Consider the following 16,729-nt stretch of genomic DNA (forward strand, 5'->3'; position numbering starts at 1 on the left):
GCAACGGCGCATGGACGCAAAGCCCCCGCACAGGCCGGACCTCGCCATAGGCGCCGGCGACAACACATTGCCTCGAAGCCGCAGCGTGCTGCTGCTGGTGGATTTCATCAATCCGCTTCAATTCCCAGGTGCCGACAGTATGGCGCCCGCGGCCCTGCAGGCGGCGCGCTGTACGGCACATTTGAAACAGGTGCTTTCACAACAAGGCATCCCCACAATTTACGCCAACGACAACTACGGCACCTGGCGTTCGCAGTTCAGCGACGTGCTCCAGTACTGCCAGGACTTGCCGGGCGAGGCCGGCGAGATCGCGCGCCTGCTGGCACCGGACGAGCACGATTTGACCATCCTCAAGCCGCGCCACTCAGCTTTCTATGCAACGCCGCTGGAGCTCTTGCTCACGCAGATGCATGCCCACGAGCTGATCGTGGTCGGCCTGTCGGCCGACATGTGCGTGCAGGTCACGGCCATGGATGCGTATTTGCGCGGCTACACGGTGTGGGCGCCCTGCGACTGCACGGCTGCCGAAAGCCCCGAGCGGCTGCGCGATGCGCGGGCTTACATGGAGCGCGTGTTCAAGACCGACGTGTCGCACAGCACCGCCAGGCGCCCTGCGCAAAACACCGACGGCGCCAGCGCTGCGGCACACCGTTTGCCTCGGGGTTGACACGGGACTCGCGCATCAGGGCGCCGTTCTGCAACCTCTGAAACCTAGGAGTAATGCACCATGATCAACCTGATTGTCTGGCTGTTCGTTGGCGGTCTGATCGGCTGGGTGGCCAGCCTGATGATGCGCACTGATGCCCAACAGGGCATGTTCCTGAACGTGATCGTCGGCATTATTGGTGCCGCGCTGGCGGGCTGGTTCATCTCGCCGCTGGTGGGCATTCCGTCCATCAACGCCAACTCGTTCAGCATCGGCTCACTGTTGGTCTCGCTGGTAGGCGCCGTGGTGCTGCTGGCCATCGTCAATCTCGTGCGAAGGGGCAGCGTGCGCTGAAGCAGCCCGCGGCAATTCCTTGACGAGAGCTCCCTGCGGCCGTCCCGGTGCCGTGTATAAGCTGGCATCGGGGCGTGCCACGTCCCCCCCTTTCGGCGCTTGCCGAAACTCCACGCGTCTTTCTTAAAAGCACAGGAGAGTATCCATGGCCTCCACTTCCAGCCCCTTCCCGACTTCCGGCAGCTCCAGCGGTTCCACCCTGGGCAGCGGCAGCACCCTGGGTGGCACGGGTGACGGCACCAGCGGCCTGTCTTCTTCCACGGGCATGTCGTCGTCTTCCCCGGGGATGTCTTCTTCCGGCATGTCGTCGTCTTCCGGCATGTCCTCTGCCGGCATGTCTTCCAGTGGCGGCATGTCCGGCGGCAGCACCTCGCAAGGCGGCAACGCCTCCATGGACCGCATGGTGCAAAGCGCCCACGAGGCCGTGGACCGCTTCGCCGAGAAGGCGGCCCCTGCGCTTGAAAAGCTGCGCAGCACCATGGGCAGCGCGACTGAAAAGCTGCCCATGAGCAAGGACGAGCTCAGCGCCATGCAGCAGGAATGGACGTCGACGCTGCGCGACACGGTGCGCGAGCATCCGCTGGCTTCGCTGGCCGTGGCCGCGGCCGCGGGTGTGCTGCTCAGCCGCATGATGTCCTCGCGCTGATGGACGAGCTGCAGCCCCAGCCGGCTTCGCCGGCCTCTGCAGGGTCCGCGTCCCAGGCCGCCGCTGCCGCCCAAGCCGATGAGGCCCGGGCGGGCGTCGACGGCCCGGCGTCCGATTCGCTGCTGGACAACGTCAAGCAGGTGCTGCGCGACCTCCCCGGGCTGGTGAGCGACCGCGTGCACCTGCTGGCGCTGGAGCTCAAGCGCTCCGGCCTGGCGCTGGCCCAGATGGTGGGCCTCGTGGTGGCTGCGGGGGTGCTCTTGTGCACGGCCTGGCTGGCGCTGTGGACGGGCATAGGCATCGCACTGGTCGAGGCGGGCGTCGCCTGGGGCTGGACGCTGATGCTGATCCTGCTCATCAACCTGGCCGCGGCCTGGCTGGCGGTCAAGCGCGTACTGGCGCTGGCCCGCTACCTGGCACTGCCGGCCACGCTGCGGCGGCTCACGCTCGGGCCGCCGTCGCCGGTGGCGCCGCGAGCCGGTGCGGCGTCCGGCCCCTATACCCATACCACTGCGGGAGGAGTCTCCGATGAGCGCGCAGCTTCGGCAGCCGGCAGCACGTCCTGAGGCGCCCGCCGGCACCGTGCCGGCGAGCCTGGACCAGCAGATCATGGCCGCCGAGATGGCCATCCTCGAACGCGAGCAACGGTTGCGTGAGCATGCAAGCCGCATAGGGCTGCAGATTCACGACAAGCTGCCGGCGCTGGGCGCGGGCGCGGCCAGCATGGTGGGCGGCGTGGTGCTGCGCCGGCTCTTTCGCCAGCGCCGTGCCGTGGGCGGCACGGGCGGCGGCGCGGTGAGCACGGGCGCGAGCTGGCTGTCGCACCTGCCTTGGGCGCAGTTGAGCGCCGTGATCTGGCCGCTGCTGCCGCTGACGGTGCGCAACCGCGCCAATCCCAAGCTGGTGGCCGCGCTCATGGCCACGGCCGTGCCGCTGGCCGCGGCGCACTTCAAGGCCGCGCGCACGCCGCCCGTGGCCACCACGCCGCTGCTGGACCTGCGCCGCTACGCCGGGCGCTGGTTCGAGATCGCGCGGCTGCCGCTGCGCACCGAGCGCGAGTGCGACAGCGACGTCACCGCCACCTACACGCTGCTGCGCAGCGGCCGCATGCGGGTGGTCAACAGTTGCCGCACGGCCGAGGGCGAAGTGGAAGAGGTGCGCGGCATCGCACGCCCCTCCGGCGACGACGGCGCCAAGCTGGAGGTGTGCTTCGCGCCCGCGGGCCTGCGCTGGCTGCCCGGCGCCTGGGCCCCGTACTGGGTGCTGCACGTGGAGCCGGACTACAGCGCTGCCGTGGTGGGCACGCCTGACCGCAAGCACCTGTGGCTGCTGTCGCGCACGGCCTTCATGGACGACGCGCAGCTGCAGCGCCTGATGCTGCACGCCCGCGCCCAGGACTTCGACACCACGCGGCTGATGCGCACACCGCAGGGCGTGCGCGGCGCGGCCTGAACCGACCGGGACTGCCGCCACGCCACGAGCCGTGGACTGGGACGCACTGTTCGGCCTGGACCACGCGCTGGAGCTGGTCGTGCGCGGCACGGCCGTCTACTGGTTCCTGTTCCTGCTGTTTCGGCTGGTGCTGCGCCGCGACGTGGGCGCGCTGGGCATTGCCGACGTGCTGCTCATCGTCCTGATTGCCGATGCGTCGCAGAACGCCATGGCGGGCGAGTACGAGACCATCAGCGACGGCTTCGTGCTGGTGGGCACCATCGCCGGTTGGAACGTGCTGATGGACTGGGTCAGCTACCGCTTCCCGGCCACGCGGCGCCTGTTGGAGCCCGGGCCGCTGCCGCTGGTGCGTGACGGCCGGATCCAGCAGCGCAACATGCGCCGCGAGCTCGTCACCCGCGACGAGCTCATGGCCCAACTGCGCCAGCACGGCATAGAGAAGCTGTCCCAGGTCAAGCTGGCCACCATGGAGAACGACGGCAGCATCAGCGTCATACGCGCCGACGACGGCGACGCGGACGAGGCGCCGGCCGGGGGCGCGCAAAAGACTTTTTGACGCACGCCCCCATGCGGCACCAAGCGGGCAGGATGGCCCCGCCCGCGCCGCATTGAGGGCCCTCAACCCCCGCGATGCGGCGCGTTGCCGCTGTCGTCGTTGGTGTTGGCGCGCCCGGCGCTCTTGCCGGCCTGGTCATGGCCGCTGGCGTGGGGTTGCAGCGTCTGGTGCGAGCCGCTGGCAGCCGGGTGTTGCGGCCCCTTGCTGCCTTGCTGATGCTGCTGTTGCGCGCTGCCGCCGCCGGCCTGCTGCGTTTGCTGCTGCTGGCGGTTGGTGCCGGCGTCCGAGGGGTTGTTGCCGAGCTGCTCGCGCCGCTGGCCCTGCTCGGTGTCCTTGTCCTTGTGGTCCTTCATGGAGGTCTCCTGCGTGTCCTGGAAAGTAGGCGGCCGCCTTCTGGGCCGCATGCCTTGCCAGGCGGCAACGCCTGTGCCCGGCGCGTCGGGGCATGGCGCTTGCCGAATGGCGTGCAGCACTGAACACACCGCGACAGGAGCACACCATGGCCACCAGTTCCATCCTGGGCACCGACCAGGCGCCCGCGCCCACGCCGGGCCGCGACACCGCCGCGCTGGGCCCCAGCGACACCACCGACTCCGGCAGCGACATCGCCGGCCTGGAGGACGACCTGGACCCCGGCGGCCCGCTGGACGCCATCGCCGAGCCCGACAGCCTGCGCCCAATGACGGGCCTGGAAGTGCTGGGCTCCGACAGCGACTCGCGCGGCACCGGTGAGCGCCGCAGCGCCGGCAGCGACGCCGGGGTGGAAGCCGCCGACATCGCGCCCGACAGCATCCAGACCATCGCCGACATCGACCCGCTGGTGGACGGCAACTTCAACGAGGACGCCGCCGCCGGACTCTCCCCCGAGGAAGCCCGCGCCCGCGAGGACGCCGCCGCCGACATGGTCAACGCCTCCACGCTGGAGGACGACGACGACCTCGATGAGGACGAGGAGGCCGACGCCGAACTTGAAGACGATGACGACGGCCTGGCCGCCGACGAAACCGGCGACGTGCCCGACATGGGCGACGCCGCCGAGGACGACGAGGCGGACGGGCGCTGAGAAGGGGTACTGAAAAGGGGCGCTGAGGAGGCGCCGAAGGGGTGCTGGCGCCGCGGCGGCCGGCCCCCTGAACACGGTGTTAGACCATCTAACACCCGCCGCCGGCCGCCTTCAAGGCTCCGCCAGCAGCCGCCGCAGCGTCTCCGGGTCCACCGGCTTGACCAGGTGCGCATCGAAGCCCGCGCGCAGCGCCTGCTGCACGTCGCGGCCCTGGCCGTAGCCGGAGAGCGCGATGAGCTTGCCGCCGTGCCCCGCGGCGCGGCTGCGCTTGGCGACTTCGTAGCCGGTGAGGCCGGGCAGGCCGATGTCGATGATGGCCACTTCCGGCCGCAGCCGCAGCAGCTCCGCCAGGCCCGCCACGCCGTCCACAGCCGTGCTCACCGTGTGGCCGTCGAGCTCCAGCAGGCTGCGCAGCGCGCTCATGGCGTCGGCGTTGTCCTCCACCAGCAGCACCTGGCGGGGCCGCGAGGCCAGCCGCGTCTCGCGCACCGGGTGCAGCGCCGGCGGCTCTATGGCCGGCAGCCGCACGCGGAAGGTGCTGCCCTCGCTGGAGCTTTCCACCCCCACGGTGCCGCCGTGCAGCTCCACCAAGCGGCGCACCAGCGTCAGGCCAATGCCCAGGCCGCCGGCACGCCGGTCCAGCGTGCGCTCGCCCTGGACGAAGAGGTCGAAGATGCGCGGCAGCAGCGAGGCCGGAATGCCCAAGCCCTGGTCGCGCACCTCCAGCACCGCTTCGGAGCCCTCGCGCGCGAGCCGCACCTCGATGCGCCGGCCCTCCGGCGTGTACTTCAGCGCGTTGGACAGCAGGTTGTTCACCACCTGCTCCACGCGCGTGGCGTCGGCGTCTCCCCACACGCCTTCCTGCAGTTGCAACTGCAGCTCGTGCTGCTGCGTCTGCCCGGTGAGCTGCATCGTGGAGACCAGCCGCTGCACCAGGGCTGAAAGCTCCAGCGGCTGGCGCGAGAGCACCACCTTGCCGGAGATGACGCGGGCCACGTCCAGCAGGTCTTCCATCAGCCGCGCCAGGTGCCGCGTCTGGCGGCCGATGATGTTGCGGGCGTTGGTGGCCAGCGCCTCGTTGGCGCTGCCGCGGTTGAGCACTTCCACGGCGGAGGAGATGGCGCTCAGCGGGTTGCGCAGCTCGTGGCCCAGCATGGCCAGGAACTCGTCCTTGGCGCGGCTGGCGGCCTCGGCCTCGCGCCGCGCGGCCTGCTCGCGCTCCACCAGCGCGGCGCGCTCCTGCTCGGCGGCTTTTTGCTCCGTCATGTCCACGGTGATGCCTATGGCCTGCAGCGGGCGCGCGTCCTCGGCGTAGGTCACCAGCACGCGACTGGAGAGCCAGCGCGTCTGCCCGCCCTCCAGCGCCACGCGGAACTCCAGCGTCAGCCGCTCGGCGCGCTGGTGCAGCAGCCGCGCCAGGGCGTGGCGCACGCTGGGCCGGTCCTCGGGGTGGATGCGCTCTATCCACTCGGCCAGCGGCCCCTCCACGCGCTTGCTGCGCAGGCCGAAGAGCTTGGCGTGGCCGGAGGTCCAGGAGGCCGTGTCCGTGCCCACGTGGTAGTGGAAAAAGCCCACGTGCCCGGCCTCCTGCGCCAGGTCCACCAGGTGCTGGCTCTCGCGCAGGCGGCGGTCGGCGTGGGTGAGGCGGGCCTCGGCGAGCTTGCGCTCGGAGATGTCCACCAGCACGCCGATGGCGCCGCGCGGGCGCCCGGCGGCGTCCAGCAGCGGCGCGGCGTGGGCGATGACATGGCGCGGCGGCCGGTTGGGGAACTGCAGCTCCAGCTCCAGCCCGCGCAGCGCCTGCCCGCTGGCGGCGGCGCGCTGCAGCGGCTGCTCCTCGCGGCCGAGCAGGTGGCCGCGGTGCAGCATGCGCACGGTGTCGCTGGCCTCGGCGCCGCCCACCAGGGCGTCCATGGCCGCGTTGTGCAGCACGGAGCGGCACTGCGGGTCGTGGGCCACGGCCAGGCCCACGGGAATGCTGTGGAACAGGGTCTCGAACTCGTCGGCCTTGCTTTGCAGCCGGGTGCGGGCCACGGCCTCCTGTGCCTCGGCCGCCACCAGGGCGTCGCGCAGCACCGTGATCTCGTCGACGACGATGCGCCCAAGCGGCTGCCGCGGCCCGGCCGTGGCCAGCAGCCGCAGCGGCAGCGTCACGCGGCGCGCCACGTACAGCGCCACCGCCACGCCCAGGAGCAGGCACACCAGCGCGGTGCTGAGCGTGGCCACCACGGCGCGGCGCGCGCGCGTCTCCAGCGGCTCGGCGGCCACGCCCACGCCCACGCCCCAGCCGTAGCCCGCGGGCTGCCAGGCGACGTAGCCGTCGCCGCCGCCCAAGCGGTCGGCCCGCGTCACGCCGGCGGGGCTGCCGGCCACCAGGCGCAGCGCCTGCGGCGGCAGCTCGCGGCCCACGGCGACGGGCCCCTGGTCGGCCACGCGGGCGATGAGGCGGCGCTGCCGGTCGAAGAGGCTGGTGAAGCCTTCGCCGGGCCGGCCCATGTTCTCCAGCAGGCGCTGCCACACGTTGCTGTCCATCCACGCGCCCAACACGTAGCGCACCTGGCCGTCCACGCGCACCGGCACCAGCACGGCGGTGCAAAAGCGCCCCTCGAAGCGCGCGGCCAGCAGGTCGGAGACGGCGGGCCGGCCGCTGCTGGCCGTGTCGCGGGCAAGCTGGCGCAGCCAGGGCGCGGGCCGGGCCGGGGGCTGTGCGGTGTCGAGCAGCGGCTGGCCGTCCGGGTCCAGCAGGAAGACGCCGCTCCAGGCCGCGCGCATCTGCGGCTGTTCGGCGAAGGAGGCGGCGAAGGCTTCGACGTCGCCGCGCTGCAGCGCATCGTCCCAGGACAGTATGGACAGCGCCTCCATGCTGGCCGTGAGCTCGCGCTCCACGCCGTGCGCCAGCCCTTCGGCGCTGCGCTGCAGTTGCACGTCGAGCTGGTCCTGCTCGGCCCGGATGCTGGAGAACACCTGCCAGGACATCAGCAGCACGCTGGGCAGCGTGCCCAGCAGGATCATGGCCACCAGGTAGGTGCGCAGCGACGCCCGCGGCCAGCCCGGCCACCAGGACCGCCCAAGGGTTCGCGGGGGATTCATCACAGGCAAGCTATCGGGCAAGCCCAATACCCGTGGTGCGGTGGAAGAAGCAGGAGCGTCATTGGTTTTTTGTGGAGGCCTGGAGTGGATGCGGCGCCGCGCATGCGGGGCAGTCTAGTCCTGCAGCGCGGGGGACGTTGAGGGCGCAACACCGCCGCCGGCCGGCTGCGCTGGACCGCCCAGCGCTGCAGGGCGGCTTTCATGCCTGGTGCACGCGGCGCGCGCGCCAGTGCCGGTACCAGCGCATCAGCGGCGTGGCCGAGATGCCGTGCAACACGATGGACAGCGCCACCGCCACCAGCGTGGCCGAGATCAGCACCTGCGCCAGCGGTCCCTTCACGCCGTGCTGCAGCGCGTAGCTGACGTAGAACACCGAGCCCACGCCGCGTATGCCGAACCAGGCCAGCAGCCGGCGCTGTGCCGGCGGCAGCCCGCCGATGGTGAGCAGCACGGCCAGCGGGCGCAGCGCGAACACCATCAGCAGCGCGTAGGCCACCACCGGCCAGCTCCAGCGCACCAGCGTCATGGCCGCGCCCAGGAACACCACCATGCTGACCTCCACCAGCCGCTCCAGCCGGCCGCTGAAGGCCGACAGCCGCCGGCCCAGCGCGTCGCCCTCGTGCGGCGGCTCGCGGTGGCCGTGCAGCAGCGCCACGCCGGCGGCAAAGACGGCCAGGAAGGACGTGACCTGCAGCAGCTCCGACAGCGCGTAGGTGAGGGCGATGGTGCCCAGGTAGAGCAGCTCGTCCCAGCACAGCGGGCTCTGGCGGCGCATCTGCCACGCCACCAGGTGGCCCACCGCGCGCCCGCACAGCCAGCCCAGGCCCAGCCCGCCGCCCACGGCCCACAGCAGGTCGTGCAGCGCCCAGGTGCTGCCGCCTTCGCCCAGGTCGTGCAGGCCCAGCAGGCCCAGCGCCAGCGTCACCAATGGAAAAGCCGTGCCGTCGTTGAGCCCGCCCTCGGCGGTGAGCGACAGGCGCACCGCGTCGCGGTCGCCGGTGTCGTGGATCTGCACCTCGGAGGCCAGCACCGGGTCGGTGGGCGCCAGGATGGCCGCCAGCAGCAGCGCTGCGGCCCAGGGCAGGGCCAGCAGCCACACGCCCGCCGCGGTGGCCAGCGCCACGGTGGCGACCATGGTGGTGCTGGCCAGCAGCAGCGCCACGCGCCAGCGCTTCCAGCGCGCGGGCAGCTCCAGCTTGAGGCCGACGCCGAACAGCGAGATCAGCACCGCCCATTGCGACAGCAGCTCCAGCAGCGCGGCCTGGCGCAGCGGGTCGGGCTGGGGCAGCGGCGCGTGCAGCACGGCCGCGCCCCAGCCCACGGCCAGGTAGATCAGCGCCGAGGACAGCGGCAGCCGCCGCACCGGCGCTTCCAGCAGCGCCATCGCGACCAGCACAAGGCCCAGCAGCAGCATGGTCGCGGTCAGCATGTGCGCTGCATCAGCAAGCGCAATGCCCCGCGGCAGGCCCTGGCGGGGCGCGTGTCAAGGGCCTTGAGCCCTCGCACCGCGCAATCCCCGCAAGCTCGGAACAGGGGAATGGCGATTGCCGCGGAAAACGGCATTGCCGCCATGGGATTGGTTTCATGAGTTCCCCGCCACCGCCTCTGCGTGTCGCCTTGATCAGCGAACACGCCTCGCCCTTGGCCCCGCAAGGCGGTGTGGATGCTGGCGGGCAAAACACCTACGCCTCCCACGTGGCGCGCTGCCTGGCGCGGCGCGGCCCTCACGTGGACGTGCTCACCCGCCGCGACGCCGCCGCGCTGCCCGCCGCCGTGGACCTGCGCCCCGGCGTGCGCGTGCTGCACATCCCGGCCGGGCGGGCGCGTTTCGTCCCCAAGGAGCAACTGCTGCAGCACATGCCGGCATTTACGCGCGCGTCCCGGCAACTCCTGGCGCACAGCGTCCCTTACGACGTGGTGCACGCCAACTTCTTCATGTCCGGCCTGGCGGGCCTGCGGCTGAAGGCCGGCTTCGGCGTGCCGCTGGTGATGATGACCTTCCATGCACTGGGCCGCGTGCGGCTGGAGCACCCGGGCGCGGCCGACGCCTTCCCGCCGGAGCGCATCGCCATCGAGGCGCGCATCGTGCGCGGCGCGGACCGCGTGGTGGCCGAGTGCCCGCAGGACAGATCGGATTTGCTGCGCCTTTACGGCGCCGACGGCGCCGACGGCGCCCGATCGGCCGCCTGCGCGCGCTGGCCCGCGAGGCGGGGGTGGCGGATGGCGCTGGCCGCGCGCCTCGCGCAACTGCACGCCAACCCGGCGCTGGCGCAGGCCATGGGCCGCGCGGGCATGCGCCGCGTGCGCACGATGTTCACCTGGGACGGCGTGGCCGACGCGCTGGCCACCGTCTGCCAGCAGGTGCGCCGCCCGCGCGAAGCGGCGGCGGTGCCGGCGGCCGATCTCGACCGCTCGCAACCGGGAGCCGTGGCATGACGCACCACGGCGCCGCCGCGCCGCCGTGTCCGGCCGTGTTCCTGGACAAGGACGGCACACTGGTCGTGGACGTGCCCTACAACGCCGACCCCGCGCTGCTGCGCTTCACACTGCGCGCGCTGCCGGCCCTGCAAGCGCTGCAGCGCGCGGGCTACGCGCTGGTGGTGGTGAGCAACCAGCACGGCCTGGCGCTTGGGCGCTTCAGCGCCGAACAGTTCGAGACACTGCGCCGGGCGCTGCATGACAAGCTGGTGGCCGAGGCGGGCGTCACGCTGGACGGCTTTTACTTCTGCCCGCATGCGCCGGACGCCGGCTGCGATTGCCGCAAGCCCGCGCCGGGGCTGCTGCTGCAGGCGGCTGGGGCGCTGCACCTGGACCTGGCGCGCTCGTGGATGGTGGGCGACATCCTCAACGACGTGGAGGCCGGGCGTCGCGCCGGCTGCCGCAGCGTGCTGCTGGACGTGGGCAACGAGACGCAGTGGCAGCTCTCGCCGCAGCGCCTTCCGCACCACCGCGCCAAGGATTTGTTCGATGCCGCGGCTTTTATTTTGGGGAGCGACGACATGGGCGAGAACCAAACGTTGCGGCATGACGCCGCGCCTGTTGTGAGCCACGAGGTGCTGTCATGAGTGCCCCCTGCGAACGCCAGCGCCTGTGGCAGGGCGCGCGGCGGGTGCTGGCCATACGCCTGGACAACCTCGGCGACCTGCTGATGACGACGCCGGCGCTGGTGGCGCTGCGCACCTCGCTGCCGCAGGCGCACATCGCCCTGCTGGCTTCCAGCGCGGGCGCGGCGCTGGCCTCGCACGTGCCGGTGGTGGACGAAGTGCTCGCCTACGACGCGCCCTGGGTCAAGCGGCCGGCCGGCGCGCTGGAGCGCTCGCTGGGCCCCGGCGAGGCCGAGGCGCGCATGGTTCGGATACTGGCCGAGGCCCGCTTCGACGCCGCCGTCATCTTCACCGTGTGCACGCAAAGCGCGCTGCCCGCCGCGCTGCTGTGCCTGCAGGCCGGCATCCCGCTGCGCCTGGCCTACAGCCGCGAGAACCCCTATGAGCTGCTGAGCGACTGGATCGCCGACACCGAGGTGCCCGCCGACGGCATGCGCCACGAGGCGCAGCGCCAGTTGGACCTGGTGCACCACGTGGGGCTGCAGGCCGACGCGCAGCGGCTGCTGTTCCGCTTCAAGGTGGAAGAGGCGCTGGCCATGCGCCACAAGTTCGAGCGTGCCGGGGGCGACCTTACGCGGCCGTACTTCGTGGTGCATCCCGGCGCCACGGCCGCCTCGCGGCGCTGGCCGGCCGAGCGCTTCGGCCAGGCCGCGCAGGCGCTGGCGGACGCCACGGGCTGCCAGGCCGTCTTCAGCGGCGGGCCTGACGAGCTGCCGCTCATCCACGAGGCCATGGCCGCCATGCGCGACGGCGGGGAGGGCGCCGTGTCGTTGGGCGGCGAGCTGGTGCTGGGCGAGCTGGCCTCGCTCATCGCTGGGGCGCAGGTCACCCTGTGCAACAACAGCGCGCCGGCGCACCTGGCCGCCGCGCTCAACGCGCCGGTGGTGGTGCTGTACGCGCTGACCAACCCGCAGCACACGCCCTGGCAGGCGAGGGCGCGGGTGCTCAACCATCCGGTGCCTTGCCGCCATTGCCTCAAGAGCGTGTGCCCCGAGCGTCACCATGACTGCCTGGAGCGCGTGCCGCCACAGGATGTGGTACAGGCGGCGCTCGACCTCATGGGGCCGCTGCCCGGCGTGCCGCTGCATCCGGCCAGCCCCTGCATTCCCCACCCAGTTACGGCACTTGGATGATCACTCTCGGCATCAACGCAGCTTTCCACGACTCTTCCGCCGCCCTCGTGCGCGACGGGCAGCTCATCGCCGCCGCGGAAGAGGAGCGTTTCACACGCATCAAGCATGGCAAGCGGCCGTTGCCGTTCACGGCGTGGGAGCTGCCGTACCACGCCATCGATTACTGCCTGGCCGAGGCCGGCCTCACGCTGGCGCAGGTGGACCATGTGGCCTACAGCTACGACCCGCAGCGCTTCATCAGGGGCCGCCTGGAAGGCGACAGCATCACGCTGCCGCTGCAGCCCTCGGCGCAGCCCGCCCCCGGCTGGGACAACCCCTGGGACCCGCTGTTCGCCGCCTACGTCAGCAACGCCCCGCGCCAGCTCGCCGACGGCGCGCCGCACCACCTGAAAAAGCGCTTCGAGGGCTGCCGCTGGGACGGCCCCTTCCAGTGGCATTTCATCGACCACCACCTTTGCCACCAGGCCAGCGCCTTCCTGGCCGCGCCCTTCGAGCGCTGCGCGGTGATGACGCTGGACGGCCGCGGCGAGGACGCCACCACCGCCTACGGCCTGTGGGCCGACGGGCTGTACCGCCCGCTGGGCGAGGTGGACATGCCGCACTCCCTGGGCCTGCTCTACGAGCGCGTCACCAGCCACCTGGGTTTCCTGCACAGCAGCGACGAGTACAAGGTCATGGCGCTGGCGGCGCTGGGCAAGCCGCGGTTTGCCGAGGCGCTACAGCGCCAGGTGCGCGTGTTCCCCGACGGGCGCTACGAGATCGAGCGCATCGACCTTGGCGCCCTGGTGCCGCCGCGCGAGCGCGGCGCGGCGCTGGAGCAGCCGCACCTGGACCTGGCCGCCTCGCTGCAGCAGGTGCTGGAGCGCTCGGCGCTGCAACTGGCCGGCTGGCTGCGCGAGGCCAGCGGCGAGCCGCTGCTGGCCATGGCCGGCGGCGTGGCGCTGAACTGCGTGATGAACGCGCGGCTGCGCGACGCGGGCCTCTTTGACCAGGTCTGGGTGCAGCCCGCCGCGGGCGACGCCGGCACCGCGCTGGGCGCGGCGCTGTGGGTGGATGCGCGCGAGGGCGCGGGTGCCGCGGCCGTCGTCAACGCCGTGGCGGCCGCGGCCCAGGACGCCGCGGCCCCGGCGCGCGACGTGGCGCTGGAAAGCCGCGCCGCCCCCAACGCCGTGCCCACGGTGCTGCGGCGCTCGGACTGGGCCATGGAGCACGCCTACTGGGGGCCGGGCTACGGCGACGACGAGATAGCGCAGCTCCTGAAGTGGGCCAAGCTGACGTACCGCCGCGTGGACGACGTGGCCGCCGAGGCCGCGCAACTGCTGGCGCAGGACCTGGTGATCGGCTGGTTCCAGGGCCGCATGGAGTTCGGCCCACGGGCGCTGGGGGCGCGCTCCATCCTGGCCTCGCCGCTGCACGCGCAGATGCAGGCGCGCATCAACGAACTGAAGGACCGCGAGGACTTCCGCCCCGTCGCCCCCGCCGTGCCGGAGGAAGACCTGGACGACTGGTTCACCCCCGCGCAGGCCAACGGCGGGCAAGCGCGCTTCATGCTCTTCATCTACGACGTGATCAAGCGCCAGGCCCCGCGCATCCCGGCCGCCTGCCACGCCGACCTCACGGCCCGCGTGCAGACCGTCACCGCCGAGGCCAGCCCGCGCTACCACGCGCTGCTGAAGGCCTTCGGGGCGCTCACCGGCGTGCCGGTGCTGATCAACACCTCCTTCAACGTGCGCGGCGAGCCCGTGGTGTGCACGCCCAAGGACGCGCTGGACGCCTTCTTCAGCACGCCGCTGGACGCGCTGGTCATGGGCAATTTCATCCTGCGCAAGGGCTGAGCGTTTCGTTGCGCGCCGCAACCGCATCGAGAAATCCCACTGCAAGAACTGATGCACCGATGAGCCCCGTCGAAATCGCCGTCGTCATTCCCACCTGCCGGCGCCCGGACCTGCTGCGCCGCTGCCTGCAGGCGCTGTTGCGCCAGCGCCTGGACCCGGCGCGCTTCGAGGTGCTGGTGGTGGACGACGGGCGCAGCGACGACACCCGCGCCGTGGTGGACGAGCTGGCCGCGTGCCCTCCTGGGCTTTGCCTTCAAGCGGCGGGGCGGCGCGTCGCGTCGCTGGCGCCCGCGCACGTGGCCGAGATGCTCGTGACTTCCTTTGCCATTCCGTACCTCGCGGTGTACTGGCGCTTCGTCGGCGCCTGGCGTTTCCGCGTGCTCTTTATATGAACGAGGGTGACATGCCGATTTCCCTGCCCACTTCCCAACGGGACCGCTATCCGCACAGCCTGCCTGGCGCGGTGCCCGCCGCCGAGGGGCCCTTGCGCCGCATAGGCGTGTTCCGCGCCCTGATGCTGGGCGACGTGCTGTGCGCCGTGCCGGCGCTGCGCGCGCTGCGCGCGGCGCACCCGCAGGCCGAGATCAGCTACATCGGCCTGCCCTGGGCGCGCGAGCTGATGCAGCGGCTGCCCATGGTGGACCGTTTCATTGATTTCCCCGGCTTTCCCGGGCTGCCCGAGGGCGGCGTGGACCATGGGGGCGTAACGGACTTCCTGCACCAGATGCAGCGCGAGCGCTTCGATTTGCTGCTGCAGATGCACGGCAGCGGGCGCATCGTCAACCCGCTCATGGCCGCCTGCGGCGCGCGGCGCTCGGCCGGCTTCTTCGAGCCCGGCGCCTTTTGCCCGCAGCCCGAGCTGTACACGCGCTGGCCCAGCGAAGGGCACGAGGTGCACCGGCTGCTGCGGCTGCTGGACCACCTGGGCGTGGCGCGGCAGGGCGACCACCTGGAGTTTCCGCTGCGCCCGCAGGACTTCAGCGACCTGCAGGCCGTGTGGCCGGGCGCCGCGTCCGACGAGCCCTACGTGTGCGTGCACGCCGGCGCGCGGCTGCCCAGCCGGCGCTGGCCGGTGCAGCGCTTTGCCGAGGTGGCCGACCGCATGGCGCGCCAGGGGTTCACGGTGGTGCTCACCGGCAGCGCCGGCGAGGTCGCGCTGGCGTCGGAGCTGCAGGCGCACATGCGCCAGCCCAGCATCAACCTGGCCGGGCGCACCACGCTGTGGACCTTGGGCGCGCTGGTGGCGCGCGCGCGGCTGCTGCTGTGCAACGACACGGGCATCTCCCACGTGGCCGCGGCGCTGGCCACGCCCAGCGTGGTGGTGGCCAGCGGCTCGGAGGTCTCGCGCTGGCGGCCGCTGGGCCGCGGCTCGCACCACGTGCTGTGGCAGGCCATGGAGTGCCGGCCCTGCCACCACGTGAGCTGCCCAACGGGCCACGCCTGCGCGCTGGCCATAGGCGCGGCCGAGGTGTCGGCGGCCTGCGAAGGGCGCCTGGCCGCCACGCTGGACCAGCCCCGCGCCGAGCCGCATCTCTACAGCTGAGAGCGCAACGCTGATGTCCATGCCCGGCCGCCCCGCTTCCTCGGCGTCCTGCGGCGGCCGCCGCCTGCGCGTGCTCACCTGGCACGTGCACGGCAACTCCCTCTACGACGGGCGACAAGGCCGAGGGCCTGGTGGTGGTGATGGGCGAGCGGCTGCACGACCCGGAGCTGTTTCGAAGGCGTGCCGCGCGCCGCCGGTGGCGCGCTGCGGGTGATCGCGCTCGGTAATTGCGTAAGCGTTTGGCAAGGCTCAAGGGCTGGTGGAACCGAGCAGAGTTCACTCCCGGCCGGCGCGTTGGGCCGCCTAGACTGCGCCCATGCTTCTCACCCCCGACCAACGCCACGCCATCCGCCAGACCGTCGAACAGTTCACTTTCGGCCGGGGCCAGGCCTGGCTCTACGGCCCCTGTGCCTGCGCGAGCGCGAAGTGCGACGACGTGGAGCTGCTGGTGGATTGTCCCGATCCGGTGGACGACCCGGGCACCTGGGAAGACACCTTGCGCGCCCAACTGGTCGAAGCCCTGGGCCCGCGCCGCGTGGAAGTGCTGCTGCAGGCGCCCAACCTGCCGGACCGGCCCGTGCACTGCGTGGCACGCGCGACGGGGCAGATGCTGTAAGGGGGCAGCCGGAAGCGGGGCAGGGCGCAACAAGCAGACGGCAAAGGGCGCCGCCGCCGGTTTTCGGTGGCCGCAAGCTGATCCGCTGAACTCGTTGCTTCGTCATCCCCGCGCAGGCGGGGACCCAGGCGGTCCCCAAGCCGGCCGCCAGCTCATGGGCCGGCCTCACAAGGGCCAAAACCGCGGCTTTCCTGCGGTGTCCCTTCACTCCGGTCTGGGGGCCGCCTGGGTTCCCGCGTTCGCGGCAATGACGGATCAAGGTGCACTGCGCACCGCCCTCCGGCTGACCGTTGCCGGGCTTTTGCGCTCAGCCCCCTCGCAGCCCCCTTCAACCCGCGCACCCTCAACCCCGTCCCAACCCTTTCTCCACCAGCGCACACAGGTTGTGCCCAATGAAGATGTGCGCCTCCTGGATGCGCGCCGTGGACTGGCCCGGGACGATCAGCGGCACGTCGCTGGGCGCCGCCAGCGGGCCGCCGTCGCGGCCCAGCAGCCCAACGGTGTGAACGCCCAAGCTGCGCGCCGCGGCGCGCTGCGCGGCCTGGGCGCGCGGGCACAGCTTGGGCGACAGCACGGACTCCCGCATCGCCCCGCAAGCCTCCTGGGGAGAGAAGGGGTGGGCTGCGGTGGAGGCAGCCTCGTGGGGGGAGGAGACGGGAAGGGCGCTGTTGGAGGGGGCAGGCGGCGTCGG

At 72.0% G+C, this 16,729-nt stretch carries 18 protein-coding genes; 14 read left to right on the forward strand and 4 right to left on the reverse strand.

All coding sequences use genetic code 11. The features are described 5' to 3' along the window. The first annotated feature begins 10 nt into the window (after nucleotides 1-10). The 6 genes from ALA01S_RS01650 to ALA01S_RS01680 all read left to right on the forward strand — a co-directional run bounded on the left by ALA01S_RS01650 (nucleotide 11) and on the right by ALA01S_RS01680 (nucleotide 3,654). Nucleotides 11-667 carry a cysteine hydrolase family protein gene (locus ALA01S_RS01650; RefSeq protein WP_066331110.1) on the forward strand — a complete coding sequence of 219 codons (657 nt, stop codon included), beginning with the start codon at nucleotides 11-13 and terminating at the stop codon, nucleotides 665-667. Between the two features lie 63 nt (nucleotides 668-730). Then, on the forward strand, nucleotides 731-1,000 hold the full coding sequence (locus tag ALA01S_RS01655) for a GlsB/YeaQ/YmgE family stress response membrane protein (protein WP_066331227.1): 270 nt from the start codon (nucleotides 731-733) through the stop codon (nucleotides 998-1,000). 145 nt (nucleotides 1,001-1,145) lie between these two features. Then, nucleotides 1,146-1,646 (forward strand): hypothetical protein, encoded by a 501-nt coding sequence (locus ALA01S_RS32500; RefSeq protein ID WP_157118698.1) that lies wholly within the window; start codon nucleotides 1,146-1,148, stop codon nucleotides 1,644-1,646. After that, nucleotides 1,646-2,212: a phage holin family protein gene (locus ALA01S_RS01670; protein ID WP_066331116.1), complete on the forward strand. Its 567-nt coding sequence runs from the start codon at nucleotides 1,646-1,648 to the stop codon at nucleotides 2,210-2,212. The genes ALA01S_RS32500 and ALA01S_RS01670 overlap by 1 nt, the downstream gene beginning before the upstream one ends. Further along, the gene (locus ALA01S_RS34360; RefSeq protein WP_218011410.1) at nucleotides 2,175-3,098 is read left to right on the forward strand and encodes a lipocalin family protein; all 924 of its coding nucleotides are present in this window, start codon (nucleotides 2,175-2,177) and stop codon (nucleotides 3,096-3,098) included. Before ALA01S_RS01670 ends, ALA01S_RS34360 begins: the two co-directional genes overlap by 38 nt. Before the next feature lie 31 nt (nucleotides 3,099-3,129). After that, nucleotides 3,130-3,654, forward strand: a complete 525-nt coding sequence (locus ALA01S_RS01680) for a DUF421 domain-containing protein (RefSeq protein WP_066331117.1) — start codon at nucleotides 3,130-3,132, stop codon at nucleotides 3,652-3,654. Between the two features lie 62 nt (nucleotides 3,655-3,716). Here ALA01S_RS01680 and ALA01S_RS01685 read toward each other — a convergent pair whose 3' ends face one another. Next, nucleotides 3,717-4,007, reverse strand: coding sequence for a hypothetical protein (locus tag ALA01S_RS01685; RefSeq protein ID WP_066331124.1), 291 nt, complete (start codon nucleotides 4,005-4,007; stop codon nucleotides 3,717-3,719). A gap of 146 nt (nucleotides 4,008-4,153) precedes the next feature. Here ALA01S_RS01685 and ALA01S_RS34285 point away from each other — a divergent pair, with 146 nt between their 5' ends. After that, on the forward strand, nucleotides 4,154-4,717 hold the full coding sequence (locus ALA01S_RS34285) for a hypothetical protein (protein ID WP_174548599.1): 564 nt from the start codon (nucleotides 4,154-4,156) through the stop codon (nucleotides 4,715-4,717). 111 nt (nucleotides 4,718-4,828) lie between these two features. On the opposite strand, the gene ALA01S_RS01695 is transcribed toward ALA01S_RS34285, so the two are convergent. Then, entirely contained in the window at nucleotides 4,829-7,807 is a 2,979-nt protein-coding gene (locus ALA01S_RS01695) for a hybrid sensor histidine kinase/response regulator (protein ID WP_084267119.1), read from the reverse strand. Between the two features lie 199 nt (nucleotides 7,808-8,006). Further along, a complete protein-coding gene (locus ALA01S_RS01700) occupies nucleotides 8,007-9,236 on the reverse strand; it encodes a cation:proton antiporter domain-containing protein (protein WP_157118699.1) in 1,230 nt (409 codons plus the stop codon). Between the two features lie 188 nt (nucleotides 9,237-9,424). On the opposite strand from ALA01S_RS01700, the gene ALA01S_RS01705 reads away from it, so the two are divergent. From ALA01S_RS01705 to ALA01S_RS01735, 7 genes are all read left to right on the forward strand, one after another. Beyond that, entirely contained in the window at nucleotides 9,425-10,243 is an 819-nt protein-coding gene (locus tag ALA01S_RS01705; RefSeq protein WP_066331128.1) for a glycosyltransferase, read from the forward strand. Beyond that, a complete protein-coding gene (locus ALA01S_RS01710) occupies nucleotides 10,240-10,872 on the forward strand; it encodes a D-glycero-alpha-D-manno-heptose-1,7-bisphosphate 7-phosphatase (RefSeq protein WP_066331130.1) in 633 nt (210 codons plus the stop codon). The genes ALA01S_RS01705 and ALA01S_RS01710 overlap by 4 nt, the downstream gene beginning before the upstream one ends. Further along, entirely contained in the window at nucleotides 10,869-12,044 is a 1,176-nt protein-coding gene (locus ALA01S_RS01715; protein ID WP_084267120.1) for a glycosyltransferase family 9 protein, read from the forward strand. Before ALA01S_RS01710 ends, ALA01S_RS01715 begins: the two co-directional genes overlap by 4 nt. After that, nucleotides 12,041-13,879, forward strand: a complete 1,839-nt coding sequence (locus ALA01S_RS01720) for a carbamoyltransferase family protein (RefSeq protein ID WP_066331131.1) — start codon at nucleotides 12,041-12,043, stop codon at nucleotides 13,877-13,879. Before ALA01S_RS01715 ends, ALA01S_RS01720 begins: the two co-directional genes overlap by 4 nt. Nucleotides 13,880-13,938: 59 nt before the next feature. Further along, nucleotides 13,939-14,271 (forward strand): glycosyltransferase family 2 protein, encoded by a 333-nt coding sequence (locus ALA01S_RS33855; RefSeq protein ID WP_066331134.1) that lies wholly within the window; start codon nucleotides 13,939-13,941, stop codon nucleotides 14,269-14,271. An 11-nt stretch (nucleotides 14,272-14,282) separates the two neighbouring features. Continuing rightward, on the forward strand, nucleotides 14,283-15,422 hold the full coding sequence (locus tag ALA01S_RS01730) for a glycosyltransferase family 9 protein (protein ID WP_084267121.1): 1,140 nt from the start codon (nucleotides 14,283-14,285) through the stop codon (nucleotides 15,420-15,422). A 316-nt stretch (nucleotides 15,423-15,738) separates the two neighbouring features. Beyond that, nucleotides 15,739-16,038: a hypothetical protein gene (locus ALA01S_RS01735; protein ID WP_066331137.1), complete on the forward strand. Its 300-nt coding sequence runs from the start codon at nucleotides 15,739-15,741 to the stop codon at nucleotides 16,036-16,038. Between the two features lie 343 nt (nucleotides 16,039-16,381). On the opposite strand, the gene ALA01S_RS01740 is transcribed toward ALA01S_RS01735, so the two are convergent. Then, nucleotides 16,382-16,624 (reverse strand): phosphoheptose isomerase family protein, encoded by a 243-nt coding sequence (locus tag ALA01S_RS01740; RefSeq protein ID WP_066331140.1) that lies wholly within the window; start codon nucleotides 16,622-16,624, stop codon nucleotides 16,382-16,384. Between the last annotated feature and the right edge of the window lie 105 nt (nucleotides 16,625-16,729).

This window comes from Azohydromonas lata NBRC 102462 (assembly GCF_001571085.1).
GTDB lineage: Bacteria > Pseudomonadota > Gammaproteobacteria > Burkholderiales > Burkholderiaceae_C > Azohydromonas > Azohydromonas lata.

Coding starts and splice junctions, on each gene's coding strand:
- ALA01S_RS01650 (WP_066331110.1), top strand. CDS start 11: ATGGACGCAAAGCCCCCGCACAGGCCGGACCTCGCCATAGGCGCCGGC.
- ALA01S_RS32500 (WP_157118698.1), top strand. CDS start 1,146: ATGGCCTCCACTTCCAGCCCCTTCCCGACTTCCGGCAGCTCCAGCGGT.
- ALA01S_RS01670 (WP_066331116.1), top strand. CDS start 1,646: ATGGACGAGCTGCAGCCCCAGCCGGCTTCGCCGGCCTCTGCAGGGTCC.
- ALA01S_RS34360 (WP_218011410.1), top strand. CDS start 2,175: ATGAGCGCGCAGCTTCGGCAGCCGGCAGCACGTCCTGAGGCGCCCGCC.
- ALA01S_RS01685 (WP_066331124.1), bottom strand. CDS start 4,007: ATGAAGGACCACAAGGACAAGGACACCGAGCAGGGCCAGCGGCGCGAG.
- ALA01S_RS34285 (WP_174548599.1), top strand. CDS start 4,154: ATGGCCACCAGTTCCATCCTGGGCACCGACCAGGCGCCCGCGCCCACG.
- ALA01S_RS01695 (WP_084267119.1), bottom strand. CDS start 7,807: ATGAATCCCCCGCGAACCCTTGGGCGGTCCTGGTGGCCGGGCTGGCCG.
- ALA01S_RS01700 (WP_157118699.1), bottom strand. CDS start 9,236: ATGCTGACCGCGACCATGCTGCTGCTGGGCCTTGTGCTGGTCGCGATG.
- ALA01S_RS01710 (WP_066331130.1), top strand. CDS start 10,240: ATGACGCACCACGGCGCCGCCGCGCCGCCGTGTCCGGCCGTGTTCCTG.
- ALA01S_RS01715 (WP_084267120.1), top strand. CDS start 10,869: ATGAGTGCCCCCTGCGAACGCCAGCGCCTGTGGCAGGGCGCGCGGCGG.
- ALA01S_RS01720 (WP_066331131.1), top strand. CDS start 12,041: ATGATCACTCTCGGCATCAACGCAGCTTTCCACGACTCTTCCGCCGCC.
- ALA01S_RS33855 (WP_066331134.1), top strand. CDS start 13,939: ATGAGCCCCGTCGAAATCGCCGTCGTCATTCCCACCTGCCGGCGCCCG.
- ALA01S_RS01730 (WP_084267121.1), top strand. CDS start 14,283: ATGCCGATTTCCCTGCCCACTTCCCAACGGGACCGCTATCCGCACAGC.
- ALA01S_RS01735 (WP_066331137.1), top strand. CDS start 15,739: ATGCTTCTCACCCCCGACCAACGCCACGCCATCCGCCAGACCGTCGAA.
- ALA01S_RS01740 (WP_066331140.1), bottom strand. CDS start 16,624: ATGCGGGAGTCCGTGCTGTCGCCCAAGCTGTGCCCGCGCGCCCAGGCC.